Raw genomic sequence first — 17,003 nt, 5'->3', positions numbered from 1 at the left:
ACCATGAGCAACAGCAGCACCACACAACCGGCCACCGGCACCGCCGAACAACACTTCCTCGGCACCCGCATTCGCGGCCTGCGCAAGCGCCGGGGCATGACCCTGGCCGAACTGGCACAACAGAGCGAACTCACCGCCGGCTACATCAGCCAGCTGGAACGCAACCTCGCTTACCCCTCGATCCCGGCGCTGTTCAACATTGCCCGCAGCCTGGGGGTGACGATCCAGTGGTTCTTCGCCAGCGAAGCCAACACCAATCCCGAGGACGATGGCGTGGTGGTGCGCAAGAACAGTCGCCTGAGCGTGCATTACGAGGATGGCATCGTCGACCAGTTGCTGACCCCGCAGCCCAGCCAACAACTGGAAATGCTCCACTCGCGCTTTCCGCCCGGCACCTACAGCCAGCAGAGCTACAGCCACGAAGGTGAAGAAGCCGGTTACCTGCTGTCCGGCCAATTCGAATTGTGGGTGGGCGAACGCTATTTCCAGCTCAATGAAGGTGACAGCTTCAGCTTCTCCAGCCAGGAACCGCACCGTTACGGCAACCCTGGCGAGGTGGATGCGGTGGTGATCTGGGTGATCACCCCACCGACCTTCTAACGCCGGGCGCGCCCAGGCGCAGTGACACTCGCGCGCTTGAGGGTGTCGCTCGGCAATTCCTTGAACAGCGCGCGGTAGCTGCTGGAAAACCGCCCCAGATGCCAGAACGACCAATGCATCGCCACTTCGGCGACGGTCGTTTGCGCGGGCGTGCGGCTGAGCAGTTCACGACGCGCGCTGTTGAGTCGGCGCAGGCGCAGCCACTGGGTCGGCGCCATGCCGGTATAGGCCTTGAACGCGTGTTGCAGCTGACGCAATGACACCCCGGCGACCTGGGACAACTCCAGCAGGTTGAGGTGTTCTTCGGGCGTATCCGCCGCCCACTCCCCCACCCGTTTCATGATCGCCCGCTCCCCTGCCCGGCGCTGCAATGCGCCCTGATCGAGACAGACACAGGCGTTGTCGAGGATGAACAGGCAGTCGTCCAGTAGCTGCTCAGTCAGTGCCTCTCGACTCGGCGGGTCGATGGTTTGCGACAGCCGCGTCAGCGTGCTGCTGAGCCAGTGACTGAACAAACCGTTCTGCTGGGAATTGAGCGGCGCGAGGAACAAACCCTCGAGGCGCGTGACATCCAGCGCGTGACGCTGGACGAATTCCGGACCGAACACCACGGCGATTTCCTGGTAGTTCTCCGGGGTGATCCAGATGTTGCGGCTCTCGCCATTGAGCACGTACAGCGCGTTGTCACTGCGATCGAAACAGAACGCCAGCGAACCCGGCGGCGCGCTGAAATTCTGCTCGACCCGGGTGTTCATCGACTCTTCGTAGATCTCCACGCCCTGCAAATCCAGATAGCGCACCAGACCCGCGAAATGCCCGGGGGACATCTGCTGGTAATGCTGCACCCAACCCGGCGTGGCGCGGATTTGCTCGGCGACATCGGCGGTGTTGAAGGCCTGGACCTGTAGTGAATGGCACGCGTTCGTGGGGATTGTCATGGGTGACCTTACGCACTCTTTTGGTGCGCTTTGTGCTGCTTAAAGTGGATAGATGTAACCAAAAGCCTCGCCCAAGATAGTCGTCAACGCGCCACAGGGGAAGCGTCTGACAGATCAATCGTCCTTCCCCCGCGTTAATAAAACCAATAACGAGGTCTTTATGAATGCCCCTTTCGATCAGCTGTTCACTTGGCTGAAAGATCACAAGATTACCGAAGTCGAGTGCGTCGTCAGCGACCTGACCGGCATTGCACGCGGCAAAATCGCACCCACCAACAAGTTCCTGCATGAGCGAGGCATGCGCCTGCCGGAAAGTGTGTTGTTGCAAACGGTAACCGGGGATTTTGTCGACGACGACATCTACTATGACCTGCTGGACCCGGCCGACATCGACATGGTCTGCAAGCCGGTCTCCGACGCGGTATACGTGGTGCCGTGGGCCATCGAGCCGACCGCCATCGTGATCCACGACACCTTCGACAAGTTCGGCAACCCGATCGAGCTGTCACCACGCAACGTGTTGAAGAAAGTCCTGCAGCTGTACACCGACAAGGGCTGGAAGCCGATCGTTGCGCCGGAAATGGAGTTCTACCTGACCCAGCGTTGCGAAGACCCGGACTTGCCACTCAAGGCGCCGCTGGGCCGTTCGGGCCGCGCGGAAAGTGGTCGCCAGTCGTTCTCCATCGACGCGGCCAACGAATTCGACCCGCTGTTCGAAGACGTCTACGACTGGTGCGAACTGCAAGGTCTGGACCTCGATACGCTGATCCACGAAGACGGCCCGGCGCAGATGGAGATCAACTTCCGTCACGGCGACGCCCTCGATCTGGCCGACCAGATCACCGTGTTCAAGCGCACCCTGCGTGAAGCGGCGCTCAAGCACAACGTCACGGCGACCTTCATGGCCAAGCCGATCGGTGACGAGCCCGGCAGCGCCATGCACATTCACCAGAGCGTGGTGGAGATCGCCACCGGCAAGCCGATCTTTGCCGATGCCGACGGGAAGATGAGCGACCTGTTCCGCCAGCACATCGGCGGCCTGCAGAAGTACATCCCCAAAGTGCTGCCGATGTTCGCCCCGAACGTCAACTCGTTCCGCCGCTTCCTGCCGGACACGTCCGCGCCGGTGAACGTTGAATGGGGCGAAGAAAACCGCACCGTTGGCCTGCGCGTGCCGACGTCCGGCCCCGAAGCGATGCGCGTGGAGAACCGTCTGCCGGGTGCCGACGCCAACCCGTACCTGGCCATCGCCGCCAGCCTGTTGTGCGGCTACATCGGCATGGTCGAAGGCATCGAACCGAGCGCCGCCGTGGAAGGCCGAGCCTATGAACGCCGCAACCTGCGCCTGCCGATCACCATCGAAGACGCCTTGAGCCAGATGGAAGAGTGCGACACCGTCAGCCGCTATCTGGGCAACAAGTTCGTGCGCGGCTACGTCGCGGTGAAACGCGCCGAGCACGAGAACTTCAAGCGGGTGATCAGTTCGTGGGAGCGGGAGTTCCTGTTGCTGAGCGTCTGAGAACTCGGCTTCCTGTTAGGCCCCCTTCGCGAGCAGGCTCGCTCCCACATTTTGAAATGCATTCCCCTGTGGGAGCGAGCCTGCTCGCGAAAGCGGTCGCCTGAACACCAAAGAATCACCTGAAAAAACCAATAATTCCAAGAGGTGTCGACATGCGTCTATTGAAATCCATGGTCCCGCTCGCGCTTACCGCTTTGTGCAGCGCCGTTGCCCAGGCCCAGCCACAGGTCAGCGTCTATAACTGGACCGATTACATCGGCGAAACCACCCTCGCCGACTTTCAGGCGAAAACCGGGATCAAGGTGATCTACGACGTCTTCGATTCCAACGAAACCCTCGAAGGCAAACTGCTCGCCGGGCGCACCGGTTATGACGTGGTGGTGCCGTCCAACCACTTCCTGGCGCGGCAGGTGAAGGCCGGCGCCTTCCTCAAGCTGGACCGCAGCGAGCTGCCGAACTTCAAGAACCTCGATCCGAAACTGCTCGCCCTGCTGGAGAAAAACGACCCGGGCAACGAGCATTCGGTGCCGTACCTGTGGGGCACCAACGGCATCGGCTACAACGTCGACAAGGTCAAGCAGGTGCTGGGCGTCGACCACATCGATTCCTGGGCCGTGCTGTTCGAGCCGGAGAACATCAAGAAACTCAGCCAGTGCGGCGTGTCGATGATGGACTCGGCGGATGAAGTGTTCCCGGCGGTGCTCAACTACATGGGCATGGACCCACGCAGCGAGAATCCCGAGGACTTCAAGAAAGCCGAAGCCAAGCTGCTGAGCATCCGTCCTTATGTCACCTACTTCCACTCCTCCAAGTACGTGTCGGACCTGGCCAACGGCGATATCTGCGTGGCCTTCGGTTACTCCGGCGACGTGTTCCAGGCGGCCAACCGCGCCAAGGAAGCCAAGAACAATGTGAACATCGCCTACGCCATCCCCAAGGAAGGCGGCAACCTGTGGTTCGACCTGCTGGCGATTCCGGCCGATGCCGGCAACCCGAAAGAAGCCCACGCCTTCATCAATAACATGCTCGACCCGCAAGTAATCGCCAAGGTCAGCGCCTCGGTGGGCTATGCCAACCCGAATCCGCCGGCCAAGCAATACATGGACGCCGAACTGGTCAACAACCCCGAGGTGTACCCGCCCCAGGAGGTCCTCGACAAGCTGTACATCTCGACCACGCCGCCGCAGTCGATCATGCGTCTGATGACCCGGTCCTGGAGCAAAGTGAAGTCCAACCAATGAACCAGTACACCCAGGAACATACGCACTCTTATTACGCTGCCTCGGCCCATGGTCTGAAGCCTTTCCCCACTCTGGACGAAGACCTGGTGGCGGATGTCTGTGTGATTGGCGGCGGGTTTACCGGCGTCAACACCGCCATCGAATTGGCCCAGCGCGGGCTCTCGGTGATTTTGCTCGAGGCACGACGCATAGGCTGGGGCGCCAGCGGGCGCAATGGCGGGCAACTGATTCGCGGCATCGGTCATGACGTCAGCGGGTTTGCCCGGCATGTCGGCGCCGAAGGCGTGGCTTACATGGAACGCGCCGGTATCGAGTCGGTGGAGTTGGTGGGCAACCGTATTCGCGAGCACGGCATCGATTGCGACTTGCGCTGGGGCTTTTGCGAACTGGCCAACACCCCGGCGCAGTTCGCCGGACTGAAAGCCGAACACGCGGAACTGCTCGAGTCAGGCTATGCCCATGAAACCCGCCTGGTCGAAGCCGGGCAGATTCGCGAGCAGGTGGTCAACGCCAGCGTGTATGCCGGTGGCTTGATCGACATGGGCTCCGGCCACCTGCATCCGCTGAATCTGGTGCTTGGCGAAGCACGGCTCGCGCAGTCCCTGGGCGTGAAGATCTTCGAGCAAAGCCCGGTACTGGAAATTGTCCATGGCAGCACGGTGCAGGTGCGCTGCGCCGCTGGCACGGTGCGTGCCGGTAGCCTGGTCCTGGGTTGCAACGCGCATTTGGAGGAACTGGAGCCGAAACTCAGCGGCAAGGTCCTGCCGGCGGGCAGCTACATCATCGCCACCGAGCCCTTGTCTGCGGAACAGGCGGCGCAATTGATCCCGCGCAACCTGGCGCTGTGCGACCAGAAAGTCGGCCTGGATTATTACCGGCTCTCGGCGGACCGGCGCCTGCTGTTCGGCGGCGCCTGCCACTATTCCGGGCGCGACCCACGGGACATCGCCGCATACATGCGCCCGCAGATGCTCAAGGTCTTCCCGCAACTGGCGAATGTGCGCATCGACTATCAGTGGGGCGGCAAGATCGGCATCACTGCCAATCGCTTCCCTCAAGTTGGACGCCTGAGCCAGCATCCCAACGTGTTCTACGCCCAGGGCTACTCCGGCCATGGCCTGAACGTGACGCACTGGTGCGCCAAGCTGCTCGGCGAAGCCATCCATGCCGGTCACAGCCAGGGTTTCGACGTGTTCAGCGCCGTGCCGCACATGACCTTCCCCGGCGGGCGCGCCCTGCGCTCGCCACTGCTGGCGCTGGGTATGCTCTGGTATCGCATGCGTGAAGTGCTGGGCTGAAGCCACTCAAGATGAAAATTGTAGGAGCGAGCCTGCTCGCGATGAGGGTGTGTCAGTCGCATCAATAGTGACTGATACATCGCCATCGCGAGCAGGCTCGCTCCTACAGTGTTTACGTATGTTCGTTCAGTGTTTCGATTTGCTCAATCGCGAGTCACTTCTATATTGAGGGGGTGCTCATCAATTCTGCATTCATCGAGCCTGGCCCATGGCAACGACAGACCAATTGATCATCTGCGAGCACTGCGACTGCGTGTACGAGAAAACCACGCTCGCCAAACATCAGAAAACCCTCTGCACACGCTGCGGCGGGGTGCTGCAGCGCTATAACGGCCTGACCGTCGAGCAACGACTGGCGCTCACCTTCACGGCGTTGATGCTGTGGATTTTCGCCAATTTCTACCCGGTGATGAGCATCAGCCTCAAAGGCCTGAAAAACAGTGCGACGCTCTGGGATTCGGTATTGGCCCTGAGCCTGGGGCCGATCACCTTCATTGCGCTGGTTGCGGCGATTGCCATGATTATTGCGCCAATATTTCAACTGGCACTGCTGATCTGGGTCCTGGGCTTCGCCCTGGGCCATCGGCGCTCGCCAGGGTTCAAATTCTGCATGCGCTGGCTCGAAGCCCTCAGGCCCTGGAGCATGCTCGAAGTCTGCCTGCTGGGCGCGATGGTGGCGGTGATCAAGCTCGCCGGGCTGCTGGATGTGCTGCCCGGTATCGGCCTGTTCGCCCTGGCCGTGCTCAGCCTCATGATGATCCGTGTCGCCGGCCGCGATATCCGTGAGCTATGGGACATCCTATGACAACGCCTCCGGTAGCCGACGACCTCAACCTGTGCCTGTGCCACAGCTGCGGGCTGGCCTGCGACATGACCCATGAACCCCACGAATGCGAGCGTTGCGGTGCGCCGCTGCACCGACGCAAGACCAACTCGTTGATACGCACCTGGGCTTACATGATCACGGCACTGGTGTTTTACATCCCGGCCAATCTGCTGCCGGTGATGAACACCAAAATGCTCGGCAATGGCGCCGACAGCACGATCATGAGTGGCGTGCTGGAATTCTGGGAAGCCGGTGCCTGGGACATCGCCCTGATCATTTTCATTGCCAGTATCGCCGTGCCCGGCATCAAGTTTGTCGCGATCACATTGTTATTGGTCACCGTGCAGCGCGACAGTTTGTGGGCGCAAAAGGAGCGTTCGAAGCTGTATCGCTTCGTCGAGGTGATTGGCTACTGGTCGATGCTCGATGTGATCGTGGTCGCCCTGGTGGCCTCGCTGGTGAAGTTCCAGGCCCTGGCCGACATCGAGCCGCGGCCGGGCATTCTGTTTTTTGGGCTGGTGGTGGTGTTCACCATGCTGTCGGCGATGAGTTTCGACCCGCGCATGATCTGGGATAGAGAACGCAAAGCCCCACACAATGAGGAGGTCACGGATGCAGTCACCAACCACTAACGGGCCGCAGGCTCCCGGGCAGGCCCCGGTCAAGACCCGTCGATTTGGGGTTTCTCTGGTCTGGATCGTACCGATCGTCGCGGTACTGGTAGGGATCTCCCTGGTGGTCCACAGCATCCTGCAGGAAGGGCCGACCATTACCCTCAATTTCAAGACCGGCGACGGTCTGGTCGCCAACAAGACCGAGGTCAAATACCGCAGCGTGGTCATCGGCCACGTCACGGACGTGGAGCTGAGCGGTGACCAGAAAAGTGTCAACGCCACCGTCAAGCTGGCCAAACAGGCCGAAAGCTTTACCCGTGAAGATTCCAAGTTCTGGGTGGTGAGGCCACGCATCGGGGCCGGTGGCGTGTCAGGCATCGACACCCTGCTCTCCGGCGACTATATCGGTGCCGATGCCGGCCAGGCCAATGGCCGCGCGAAGAACTTCAAGGGCCTGGAAAACCCGCCGGCGATCACTTACGGCGAACCGGGCAAGCGTTTCACCTTGCACACTCAGGATCTGGGCTCGCTGGATATCGGCTCCCCGGTCTACTACCGCAAGATCCCCGTGGGCCAGGTGGTGGCCTACGCCCTGGATCCTGACGGCAAGGGCGTGAACATCGATCTGTTCATCCATGCGCCCAATGACGTCTATGTCACCGAGAACACGCGCTTCTGGAATGCCAGCGGTGTCGACGTGAACGTCGGCGCCAACGGCTTCTCGGTCAAGACCGAATCCCTGTCCTCGATCCTGGTCGGCGGTATCGCCTTCCGCGCGCCCGAATACAGCCCTGGCGACAAACCGGCGGCGGAGGAATATGCCTACGAGTTGTTCGACGATCAGCAAACCGCCCTCGCCCCACCCAACGGCAAGCCGCAGTTCCTGGCTTTGCGTTTCGAGCAGGCGATGCGTGGGTTGAAGGTCGATGCGCCGGTGGAGTTCCTGGGTGTGGAAATCGGCAAGGTGGTGTCGGTCAATCTGGACTTCGATGCCAAAAAACGCAGCTTTCCGGTCAACGTCGGCATCGTGATTTATCCGCAGCGCCTGGGTCAGGCCCACGTCAAGATGCTTGAAGCGCTCAAGCATGACCCTAACGATGAAGCCGCCGCCGTGCGGATCATCGGCTCCTTCATCGAAAACGGCCTGCGCGCCCAGGCCCGTACCGGCAACCTGTTGACGGGGCAGCTGTACATCGCCCTGGACTTCTTCCCGAAAGCGGAGAAAGTGGCCTTCGATCCGAGCGCCCGCCCGGTCATGGTTCCAACCGTTCCCGGCAGCCTCGAGCAGTTGCAGGAAAAACTCGAAGCGATGGTCAACAAGTTCAATCAACTGCCGATCGAACGGATTGCCGGCAATCTGGACGGCAACCTCGTGGAAATGCGCAAGACCCTGGGACAATTCAATGCCAAGACCCTGCCCGGAGTGCAAAACACGCTGACGGACGTCAGCAAAACCCTGCAGTCGGCCAATACCACCCTGCAATCGGCCAGTTCGACCCTGGCAGACGATTCGCCGCAACGGGAAAAACTGAGCCAGACCCTGGAAGAGCTGGGACGCACATCCCGCGCCCTGCGTGACCTCGCCGACTACCTGGGCCGGCATCCCGAGTCGCTGATTCGCGGTCGCCCGGACAATGCCGCACCGATGGACCTGCAAGGACCACCGAGCAAATGACCACAGGAGCATCATTCATGGATCTGCTTAAAGTTACGTTGATCGCTGCGTTGTCATTGCTCGCCGCCTGCCGCAGCGACCCGATTCAATTCCATACCCTGACACCGGCCCAGTTGAGTGGCAGTACAAGGAGCACGGCGGATATCCAGATAGAACTGCTGACCGTTCCGCCCCAGGTCGATCGCCCGCAGATTGTCGTGCGCCAGGGCAATACCGGCATGGCCATCCTCGAAACCCAATGGTGGGGGGCCAGCCTGGTGGATGAATTGCGCAGCGCCCTGCTCGATCAGATTGTCAACAACAACCCGCAACGCAAGGTCTCGGTACGTCTTGAGGTGCAGCGCTTCGATTCGATTCCCGGGCAGTACGGCTTGATTGATGTGAAATGGCGGCTGCGCAGCGACGACAACGTCAAGATGTCTTGCCACAGCACACTGCAGACGCGTTCCGGGCCGTCCATCGATGAACTGGTGGCGGCGCAGCAGACCAACGTCAAACAATTGGCCGCACTGATCAGCAAGGCGGCCTCAAGCACACAATCGAGCTGCCCTTCCCTGTAGGAGCGAGCATGCTCGCTCCTACAATTGGGAAGGCGTTCTCCTGTAGGAGCGAGCCTGCTCGCGATGGTCGTCAACGATAACGCGACCTGTCTGGAGGATCGCGTTGTCCTTACGTTTTTCGCGAGCATGCTCGCTCCTACAGGGGATGAGTTACAGTAAAAGATAAGAATTACCAATAACCAACTAAATAACTTGCGAAAAGCCCCTTACGCTTTTTTCACATTCATTTCACCCCGCCAACATCCGCGCAACTCTAGTGTGCCTGCCACTACAGTAATCAACTTAGTTGCACTGAAACTTCCAGTACAACTTTGCTCCGGCAGGTGGAAATCTTGTTTAACTCATCAACGGGCCTCGGCAAGACGCCACGACTGTTCAAGTTGCTGATCGCCCTTTTCGGCGCCCTGCTGTTAGCGGCGCTGGTGACCGGCTTTGTCATGTGGCCCCGCTCCCCCGTGAACCTGGTCAACGCTCAATCCTCGCTCAAGGCGCAAATGTTCAAGGGATGGGAAGCCGGCGAGATGGTGGTCCTGGTTCGCCATGCCGAGCGTTGCGACCAATCCACCAATCCATGCCTGGGGCCGGAAGACGGCATTACCAAAGTGGGCACTGACGAAGCGAAGCTCGTCGGCCAAGGCCTGGAGCGACTGGGAATGGCGCAGGCCGATGTACTGAGCAGCCCGCTCACCCGCACCACACAAACCGCGCATTACATGTTTGGCAAAGATGCCCAGACGCAACAGTGGCTGGTGGACTGTGGCAGCACCTGGCGCAACGACATCGTGGCGCACAAGCGCGCCTATCGGAATCTGGTGCTGGTTACCCATAGCGGTTGCATCGGCGAATTCGAAGCCATGAGCGGTTTCAGGCATGCAAAGAAAAGCCAGTATGGTAGTTCATTGTTTGTTCACGTTGATAACAATGGACAACTTCAAGTGCTGGGTGTTGTGAATACCGAAGACTGGCGCACTTTGTCCAACAAATAACAACGCGGCTATACCCATCAAGTCACTACTTCTGAGCCAAGGCTGACTCATGACGTCTAACACCCCCCTGCCCGATATTAAAGTTCCGTTGAAACCTGGCCCCGTACACAGGATGTCAGTGGTCGAGCGCTGGAGCTTGCTCGCCCTGATGGCGGCCTTCGTGGCGTTCTATCTGTTGCCGCTCCTGAGCCATGGATTGTGGATCCCCGACGAAACCCGCTATGCGCAGATCAGCCAGGAAATGCTCCTGAGCGGCAACTGGATCTCGCCACACTTCATGGGCATTCGTTACTTCGAAAAACCCATTGCCGGTTACTGGATGATTGCCCTGGGTCAGGCCGTGTTCGGGGACAACCTGTTCGGCGTGCGCATCGCCTCGGCACTGAGTACCGGCCTGAGTGTCGGGCTGGCTTATCTGATTGCCCGCCGATTCTGGAATGATCCGCGCAAGAGCTTCGCCTGCGCGCTGCTTTACATGAGCTTCGGGCTGATCGCCGGCCAGGCCGGGTATGCCAACCTCGATCCGCAATTCACCTTCTGGGTCAACCTGAGCCTGGTCGCTCTGTGGTTTGCCCTCGACAGCCGCACCGCTCGAGGTCGTCTGCTCGCCTGGACGCTGCTGGGCGTGGCCTGCGGCATGGGGTTCATGACCAAGGGGTTTCTCGCCTGGCTGTTGCCGGCACTGATCGCCGTGCCCTTCATGGTTTGGCAGCGGCGCGTCAAGGAGTTGTTGCGTCATGGCTGGCTGGCGGTGGCGGTCGCTATCCTGGTCTGCCTGCCCTGGGCGCTGGCGATCCATCGGCAGGAGCCGGATTTCTGGAACTTCTTCTTCTGGAACGAACACGTACGCCGGTTTGCCGCCGACAATGCGCAGCATGCTCGCCCATGGTGGTTCTACCTGCCGCTGCTGGTCGCTTCGAGCCTGCCTTGGGCGGTCTTGCTGCCAAAGACGTTTATCCAGTCCTGGCGAAACAAGCGATTGCCTGTCTTCGGCTTCCTGTTGCTCTGGTTCGTGCTGCCCTTCATCGTTTTCAGCCTGAGCAGTGGCAAGTTGCCAACCTATATCATGCCCTGCCTGTTACCCCTGGCGTTGATGATGGGGCACGCCGTGATGGAGCTGTTGAACGAGGCGCGCAGCAAAACGCTTCGTGTCAACGGCGTGCTCAATGTCGTGGTCGCCACCCTCGCGCTGGTCGCCTTGCTGTATTTGCAAATCAGCAAGGAGATTTACGAAAACACCGAGATGTTCAGCCTGTCGCTGGCCTTCATCGTGCTGGTCGGCTGGATCATCGCCAACGCGCTGCAAATTCTGCGTCCACTGCAGCTGTGGGCCATGCCCGCCCTCGGCATCTGGTTGCTGGTGGCCCTGTTGCCCGCCGCCATGCCGAGCCAGATCGTCGACAGCAAAATGCCCGACCGCTTCATCGCCGAGCACCTGAACGAGTTGAACCAGACTGCATCGCTGCTCAGCAATGACCTGGGCGCGGCCTCGGCGTTGTCGTGGCTGACAAAACGGCCGCAAGTGGATCTCTACAACGTCATCGGCGAACTGAAATACGGACTGGAAGACCCGGCCATGGCCCCGCGCAAGGTCACCCTGGAAAACGTCGGAAGCTGGATGACCGAAGCGCGTAAGAAAGGCCCGGTCGGCGTTGTCATGCGGGTCAACAGTGTTGATGAAATCCAGGAAGTCGAGGCATTGCCCATCGACGGCAAACGCTATCAGCGCGGCAATCTGCAAGTGTTGATCTTCCCGCAAACCCAACCCTGACACCCCTCCCCAAAAACCGGGCGGCCCAGCAAGCCGCCCGGTTTCTTTTCAATGACGGGAAATCACTGTTTATTTGACGTTTTTTTCATATTCCGCGCTCTACATTCGCCCGCCTTAAACATGCAAATGATTCCTATTGTTCTACACTCATCTGCGTCGTATCTGCCTGCTCAATTAAAAAAACCGGAGCTGCTACAGCATGACTGTCCGAATCCCGACTTTCCTGAAAAAAGCCCTGCTGACCACCGCACTAGTGAGCGCCGGTCACGTATATGCAGCCGATGGCGTCGGCATTGTGGTGTACAACGCGCAGCATGAAGGTCTGACCAAGGCCTGGGTTGAAGGCTTCACTCAGGAAACCGGTATTCCGGTCACCTTGCGCAATGGCGATGACACCGAGATGGGCAACCAGCTGGTGCAGGAAGGCGCCGCCTCACCGGCGGACGTGTTCCTCACTGAAAACTCGCCTTCCATGGTGCTGGTCGATAACGCTGGCCTGTTTGCACCGGTCGACAAGACCACCCTGGAACAAGTCGATTCGGCCTACCGCCCGGCTCACGGCAAATGGGTGGGAATCGCCGCACGTTCGACGGTATTCGTCTACAACCCGAGCAAGTTGACTGAAGCGCAACTGCCCAAGTCGATCATGGACCTCGCTGATCCTTCCTGGAAAGGCCGCTGGGCCGCGTCCCCGGGTGGTGCTGACTTCCAGGCGATTGTCGCCGCCATGCTCGAACAGAAAGGCGAAGCCGCAACCCTGGACTGGCTCAAGGCGATGAAAACCAACTTCACCGCCTACCGCGGCAACAGTTCTGTGCTCAAGGCAGTGAATGCCGGTCAGATCGAGGGCGGCGTGATTTATCACTATTACAGCCTCGTCGATCAGTCCAAGACCGGCGAGAACAGCAAGAACACCAAGCTGTACTACTTCAAACACAAGGATCCGGGTGCGTTTGTCAGCATTTCCGGCGGCGGCGTCCTGGCCTCCAGCAAACACCAGGAACAAGCCCAGGCGTTCCTCAAGTACATCACCGGCAAGGACGGCCAGGCCGTACTCAAGGACGGCAAATCGTTCGAGTACGCCGTAGGCAAGGACGCGCAATCCAACCCGAAACTGGTGCCTTTGCAGCAGCTTGATGCGCCAAGCGTCGATGCGTCGAAACTCGACAGCAAAAAAGCCGTGGAGCTGATGACTCAGGCGGGACTGCTCTAATTGATGCCTGAATCCCTGCCGGCAGGTGTCGTGGAAGCGACACCTGCCAACCTGCGTCGACGGTCACGCGGCCTGTTCGCGAGCCGTGGCGGCGCGTGGGTGGTCAGCCTGTCGGTGCTGGTTTCGTTGCTGGCGCTGTTGCCCATTGCCTTCGTCATCGGTGTCTACCTGGATACAGGCTGGAGCAAGGTCGTGCCATTGGTGTTCCGGCCTCGGGTCGGCGAACTGATGGTCAACACGCTGTTGCTGGTGATCTTCACCGTACCTTTGTGCATTGCTCTGGGGGTCACCCTGGCGTGGCTCACTGAGCGCACCAATCTGCCGGGCCGTCGTGCCTGGTCGTTGCTGGCGACCGCACCACTGGCGGTGCCAGCATTCGTGCACAGCTATGCCTGGGTCAGCCTGGTGCCACCGATTCACGGGCTGTTTGCCGGGGTTCTCGTTTCGGTCATCGCCTACTTCCCGTTCCTGTACCTGCCGGTTGCCGCGACTTTGCGTCGACTCGACCCGGCCATCGAAGATGTCGCCGAGTCCATGGGGCTCAAGCCCTGGGCGGTGTTTTTCCGGGTGGTACTGCCGCAATTGCGCCTGGCGATCTGCGGCGGCGCCTTGCTGGTGGGCCTGCATTTGCTGGCCGAGTACGGCCTGTACGCGATGATCCGCTTCGACACCTTCACCACGGCGATCTTCGATCAGTTCAAATCCACCTTCAACGGACCTGCCGCCAACCTGCTGGCCGGCGTGCTGGCGCTGTTCTGCCTGGCGATGCTGACCGCCGAATCCGCCGCCCGTGGCCACGCGCGCTACGCTCGCGTCGGCTCCGGCAGTGCCCGGGAGCAGCGTGTGGTCAGCCTGAACCGACCAATCACCCTGCTCGCCCTGCTCTTGCAACTGGCCACCTGTGCCCTGGCCCTGGGCGTGCCCTTGATCACCCTGGGCAACTGGCTGATTGCCGGTGGGCTTGAGGTCTGGAATTTGCCCGAGCTGTTGCCGGCGCTGGAACAGACCCTGCTGTTCGGCGTAGCCGGCGCGGCCCTGACCACCTGCGCCGCGATTCCAATCGCCTGGTTGTCGATTCGCTCGCCGGGCCGGCTGCAACGATTGCTGGAAGGCTGCAACTACATCACCAGCGCCTTGCCGGGCATCGTCGTCGCGCTGGCGCTGGTGACCGTGACCATCCACTTCGCCCGGCCGATCTACCAGACCACTATCACAGTGCTGCTGGCCTACCTGCTGATGTTCCTGCCCCGTGCGTTGGTCAGTCTGCGGGCCGGTATCGCCCAGGCCCCGGTTGAACTGGAGAACATGGCCCGCAGCCTCGGCCGCTCGCCAACTCATGCACTGTGGCTGATTACCTTGCGCTTGGCGGCACCGGGCGCTGCGGCAGGTGCTGCGCTGGTGTTCCTGGCGATCACCAACGAACTGACCGCCACCCTGCTGCTCGCTCCCAATGGCACGCGCACGTTGGCGACCGGTTTCTGGGCCATGACCAGCGAAATCGATTACGCCGCTGCGGCGCCCTATGCCCTGATGATGATTGTGCTGTCGCTTCCGTTGACCGGAATCCTTTATCACCAATCCAAAAAAACGGCTGGCCGATGAACACTCTGGAACTGCATTCACTCTCCAAACACTACGGCACGCAAAAGGCCCTGGATAACGTCAGCCTGTCGGTCCCCACCGGCAGCCGCACGGTGATTGTCGGCCCGTCCGGGTCGGGCAAGACCACCTTGTTGCGGATGATCGCCGGCTTCGAGTTCCCCGACTCCGGGCGTCTGTCGCTCAACGGCCAGACACTGGTCGACAGCACACACGAAGTTCCGGCGCATCAGCGCCTGATCGGTTATGTGCCGCAGGATGGCGCGCTGTTTCCGCACATGACGGTGGCGGCCAACATCGGCTTCGGTCTGGCGACCAAGGGCAACGAAAGACAGGAGCGCATCGCTGAGCTGATGGACAGCGTTGCACTCGACTCGACCATGGCCCAGCGTTGGCCCCATGAGCTGTCCGGCGGCCAGCAGCAGCGCGTGGCCCTGGCCCGCGCCCTGGCCCAGCAACCGCGTCTGATGCTGCTGGACGAACCGTTCTCGGCCCTCGATACGGGTTTGCGCGCCAACATGCGCAAGCTGGTCGCGCGCCTGTTGGCAGACGCCGGGGTGACCACCATCCTGGTCACCCACGACCAGAGCGAAGCGCTGTCCTTCGCCGATCAATTGGCGGTGATGCGCCACGGTCGCCTGGTGCAGTCCGGCCATCCATTGGACCTCTACCGCTATCCTGGCGATGTCCAGACCGCGCTGTTCCTCGGCGATGCCGTGGTCATGCCGGCGCGCATCGAAGCCGGCTGGGCCCATTGCGACCTGGGCCGGATCCCGGTCAACAACCACCGTAACAACAGTGCCGCGCAGATCATGCTGCGCCCCGAGCAATTGCAACTGGCCAACATCATGCCCCACACCGCGGAAGTCACTGGCTGCCGCGCCGTGGTGACCGACCGGGACTTCAGCGGCAACACCTGCACCCTGACCGTGGAGTTGCAGTCTTCGGCTTCCGGGGAGCAGTCAGGGCGTTCGCTGCTGGTGCGCAGCTCGGGGATGTACGCGCCGCCGGCCGGCAGCGCGGTGCATGTCTCGACCATTGGGCATGCACATGTCCTCAGCGAGGCGTAAGCCCAACGCATAACCCCTGTAGGAGCGAGCCTGCTCGCGATTGAAGTTCAGGCAACGAGGGCATTCAGACTGCCCGCGTTATCGTTGAGCACCATCGCGAGCAGGCTCGCTCCTACAGGGGATCTCCATGCATCAAAGATCGAAACGATCCACCGCCCGACGCCGTTCGTTGTCGTCACGAACGTCGTAATTGGCCGTCGTCTGGATATTGCTGTGATGTGCCAGCTTCTGCGCGATCGACAGGTCGTGTTCCTCGATCACCCGGGTAATGAACGAACGGCGGAAATCGTGGGGCATGATCTTCACCCCCACCTGCGTCCCGCGCTGACGGGCGATGTAGTAGATCGCATGTTTGGTGATGCGCTCGCGGGTGATGTGGCTGCCACGGCGAATGCGGTTGAACAGGAAGGTATCGTCTTCTTCGCCTTCCTTGAGCTGAGAACGGCGAAATTCCAGCCAGGCCTCGAGCTTGGCGAAGGCCCAGGCCGGGGCGTATTTGATCAGTTGTTTGTTGCCCTTGGCCGTAACCCGCAGGCTGCGCTCGGTGAAATCGAGCTGGTTCAGTTCCAGGTTCACCGATTCCGACTTGCGCATGCCCGAGCCATACAGAATCGCGATGACCGCTGCGTCCCGCAGCCCCTGAGGCCGCGGATCGGCCGCGCAGACGTCCATCAACTCACGGATCAGGGAACGTCGCAGGTTGCGTCCCTGGGACAGGCGCGTACCGGTAATACCCTTGACCGAGCGCATCTTCAGCAAATGTTCCTGGCTGATCAGGCTCATTCGCCACGCCTCGTTCATCACGCCGCGTACCGCGTTGACGTACAGCGACGAGGTGTTGGGCGCGTAGCCGTCGGCGCGCAGGGTCGCGACCAGCGCAATCACGTCCTCGGGCTGCAGCCCGTGCCAGGGGATCTCCTCGATGTTCACGTCTTCGAAGCCCAGGCGGTCGGCGGCGTCCTGCAGCACGTAACGCATGGTCAATTGGCTGGAGGGCGCCAGTCGCGCCAGGTAAACCGTCAGCGGGTTGGTTTTCGGTGCATGAGAATCAGTAACGGGTAAGTCAATCAAACGAAACAGCCTTAAGTAAAAA

The 17,003-nt window shown here is 60.7% G+C and carries 15 protein-coding genes; 13 read left to right on the top strand and 2 right to left on the bottom strand.

What is annotated here, in order from left to right:
• Positions 1-3 precede the first annotated feature (3 nt).
• Positions 4-600, top strand: a complete 597-nt coding sequence (locus tag DKY63_RS02590) for a helix-turn-helix domain-containing protein (RefSeq protein ID WP_110962676.1) — start codon at positions 4-6, stop codon at positions 598-600.
• On the opposite strand, the gene DKY63_RS02585 is transcribed toward DKY63_RS02590, so the two are convergent.
• Positions 597-1,538 (bottom strand): helix-turn-helix domain-containing protein, encoded by a 942-nt coding sequence (locus DKY63_RS02585; RefSeq protein ID WP_110962675.1) that lies wholly within the window; start codon positions 1,536-1,538, stop codon positions 597-599. The genes DKY63_RS02590 and DKY63_RS02585 overlap by 4 nt on opposite strands.
• Positions 1,539-1,698: 160 nt before the next feature.
• On the opposite strand from DKY63_RS02585, the gene DKY63_RS02580 reads away from it, so the two are divergent.
• From DKY63_RS02580 to DKY63_RS02525, 12 genes are all read left to right on the top strand, one after another.
• Positions 1,699-3,057 carry a glutamine synthetase family protein gene (locus DKY63_RS02580; RefSeq protein WP_110962674.1) on the top strand — a complete coding sequence of 453 codons (1,359 nt, stop codon included), beginning with the start codon at positions 1,699-1,701 and terminating at the stop codon, positions 3,055-3,057.
• A gap of 152 nt (positions 3,058-3,209) precedes the next feature.
• Entirely contained in the window at positions 3,210-4,298 is a 1,089-nt protein-coding gene (locus DKY63_RS02575) for a polyamine ABC transporter substrate-binding protein (protein ID WP_110962673.1), read from the top strand.
• On the top strand, positions 4,295-5,596 hold the full coding sequence (locus tag DKY63_RS02570) for an NAD(P)/FAD-dependent oxidoreductase (RefSeq protein ID WP_110962672.1): 1,302 nt from the start codon (positions 4,295-4,297) through the stop codon (positions 5,594-5,596). Before DKY63_RS02575 ends, DKY63_RS02570 begins: the two co-directional genes overlap by 4 nt.
• 208 nt (positions 5,597-5,804) lie before the next feature.
• Positions 5,805-6,401 (top strand): paraquat-inducible protein A, encoded by a 597-nt coding sequence (locus DKY63_RS02565; protein WP_110962671.1) that lies wholly within the window; start codon positions 5,805-5,807, stop codon positions 6,399-6,401.
• Positions 6,398-7,054: a paraquat-inducible protein A gene (locus DKY63_RS02560; protein WP_110962670.1), complete on the top strand. Its 657-nt coding sequence runs from the start codon at positions 6,398-6,400 to the stop codon at positions 7,052-7,054. Before DKY63_RS02565 ends, DKY63_RS02560 begins: the two co-directional genes overlap by 4 nt.
• The gene (locus DKY63_RS02555) at positions 7,035-8,711 is read left to right on the top strand and encodes an intermembrane transport protein PqiB (RefSeq protein WP_110962669.1); all 1,677 of its coding nucleotides are present in this window, start codon (positions 7,035-7,037) and stop codon (positions 8,709-8,711) included. Before DKY63_RS02560 ends, DKY63_RS02555 begins: the two co-directional genes overlap by 20 nt.
• Positions 8,712-8,728: 17 nt before the next feature.
• Positions 8,729-9,271 carry a PqiC family protein gene (locus DKY63_RS02550; protein ID WP_110962668.1) on the top strand — a complete coding sequence of 181 codons (543 nt, stop codon included), beginning with the start codon at positions 8,729-8,731 and terminating at the stop codon, positions 9,269-9,271.
• 332 nt (positions 9,272-9,603) lie between these two features.
• The gene (locus DKY63_RS02545; RefSeq protein WP_239499367.1) at positions 9,604-10,257 is read left to right on the top strand and encodes a histidine phosphatase family protein; all 654 of its coding nucleotides are present in this window, start codon (positions 9,604-9,606) and stop codon (positions 10,255-10,257) included.
• A 112-nt stretch (positions 10,258-10,369) separates the two neighbouring features.
• Positions 10,370-12,028, top strand: a complete 1,659-nt coding sequence (arnT, locus tag DKY63_RS02540; RefSeq protein ID WP_239499366.1) for a lipid IV(A) 4-amino-4-deoxy-L-arabinosyltransferase — start codon at positions 10,370-10,372, stop codon at positions 12,026-12,028.
• Positions 12,029-12,227: 199 nt separating this feature from the next.
• The gene (locus DKY63_RS02535) at positions 12,228-13,241 is read left to right on the top strand and encodes an iron ABC transporter substrate-binding protein (protein ID WP_110962666.1); all 1,014 of its coding nucleotides are present in this window, start codon (positions 12,228-12,230) and stop codon (positions 13,239-13,241) included.
• 3 nt (positions 13,242-13,244) lie between these two features.
• Positions 13,245-14,843, top strand: a complete 1,599-nt coding sequence (locus DKY63_RS02530; protein ID WP_110962665.1) for an ABC transporter permease — start codon at positions 13,245-13,247, stop codon at positions 14,841-14,843.
• Positions 14,840-15,910, top strand: coding sequence for an ABC transporter ATP-binding protein (locus tag DKY63_RS02525; protein ID WP_110962664.1), 1,071 nt, complete (start codon positions 14,840-14,842; stop codon positions 15,908-15,910). The genes DKY63_RS02530 and DKY63_RS02525 overlap by 4 nt, the downstream gene beginning before the upstream one ends.
• Positions 15,911-16,042: 132 nt before the next feature.
• Here the strand turns inward: DKY63_RS02525 and DKY63_RS02520 are convergent, their stop codons facing one another.
• Entirely contained in the window at positions 16,043-16,981 is a 939-nt protein-coding gene (locus DKY63_RS02520; protein WP_110962663.1) for a site-specific integrase, read from the bottom strand.
• Between the last annotated feature and the right edge of the window lie 22 nt (positions 16,982-17,003).

The sequence above is a fragment of the Pseudomonas putida genome (assembly GCF_003228315.1).
Taxonomy (GTDB): domain Bacteria; phylum Pseudomonadota; class Gammaproteobacteria; order Pseudomonadales; family Pseudomonadaceae; genus Aquipseudomonas; species Aquipseudomonas putida_S.
The sequence above is the reverse complement of the archived record's forward strand: the minus strand, read 5'-3'. Positions and strand labels throughout refer to the sequence as shown.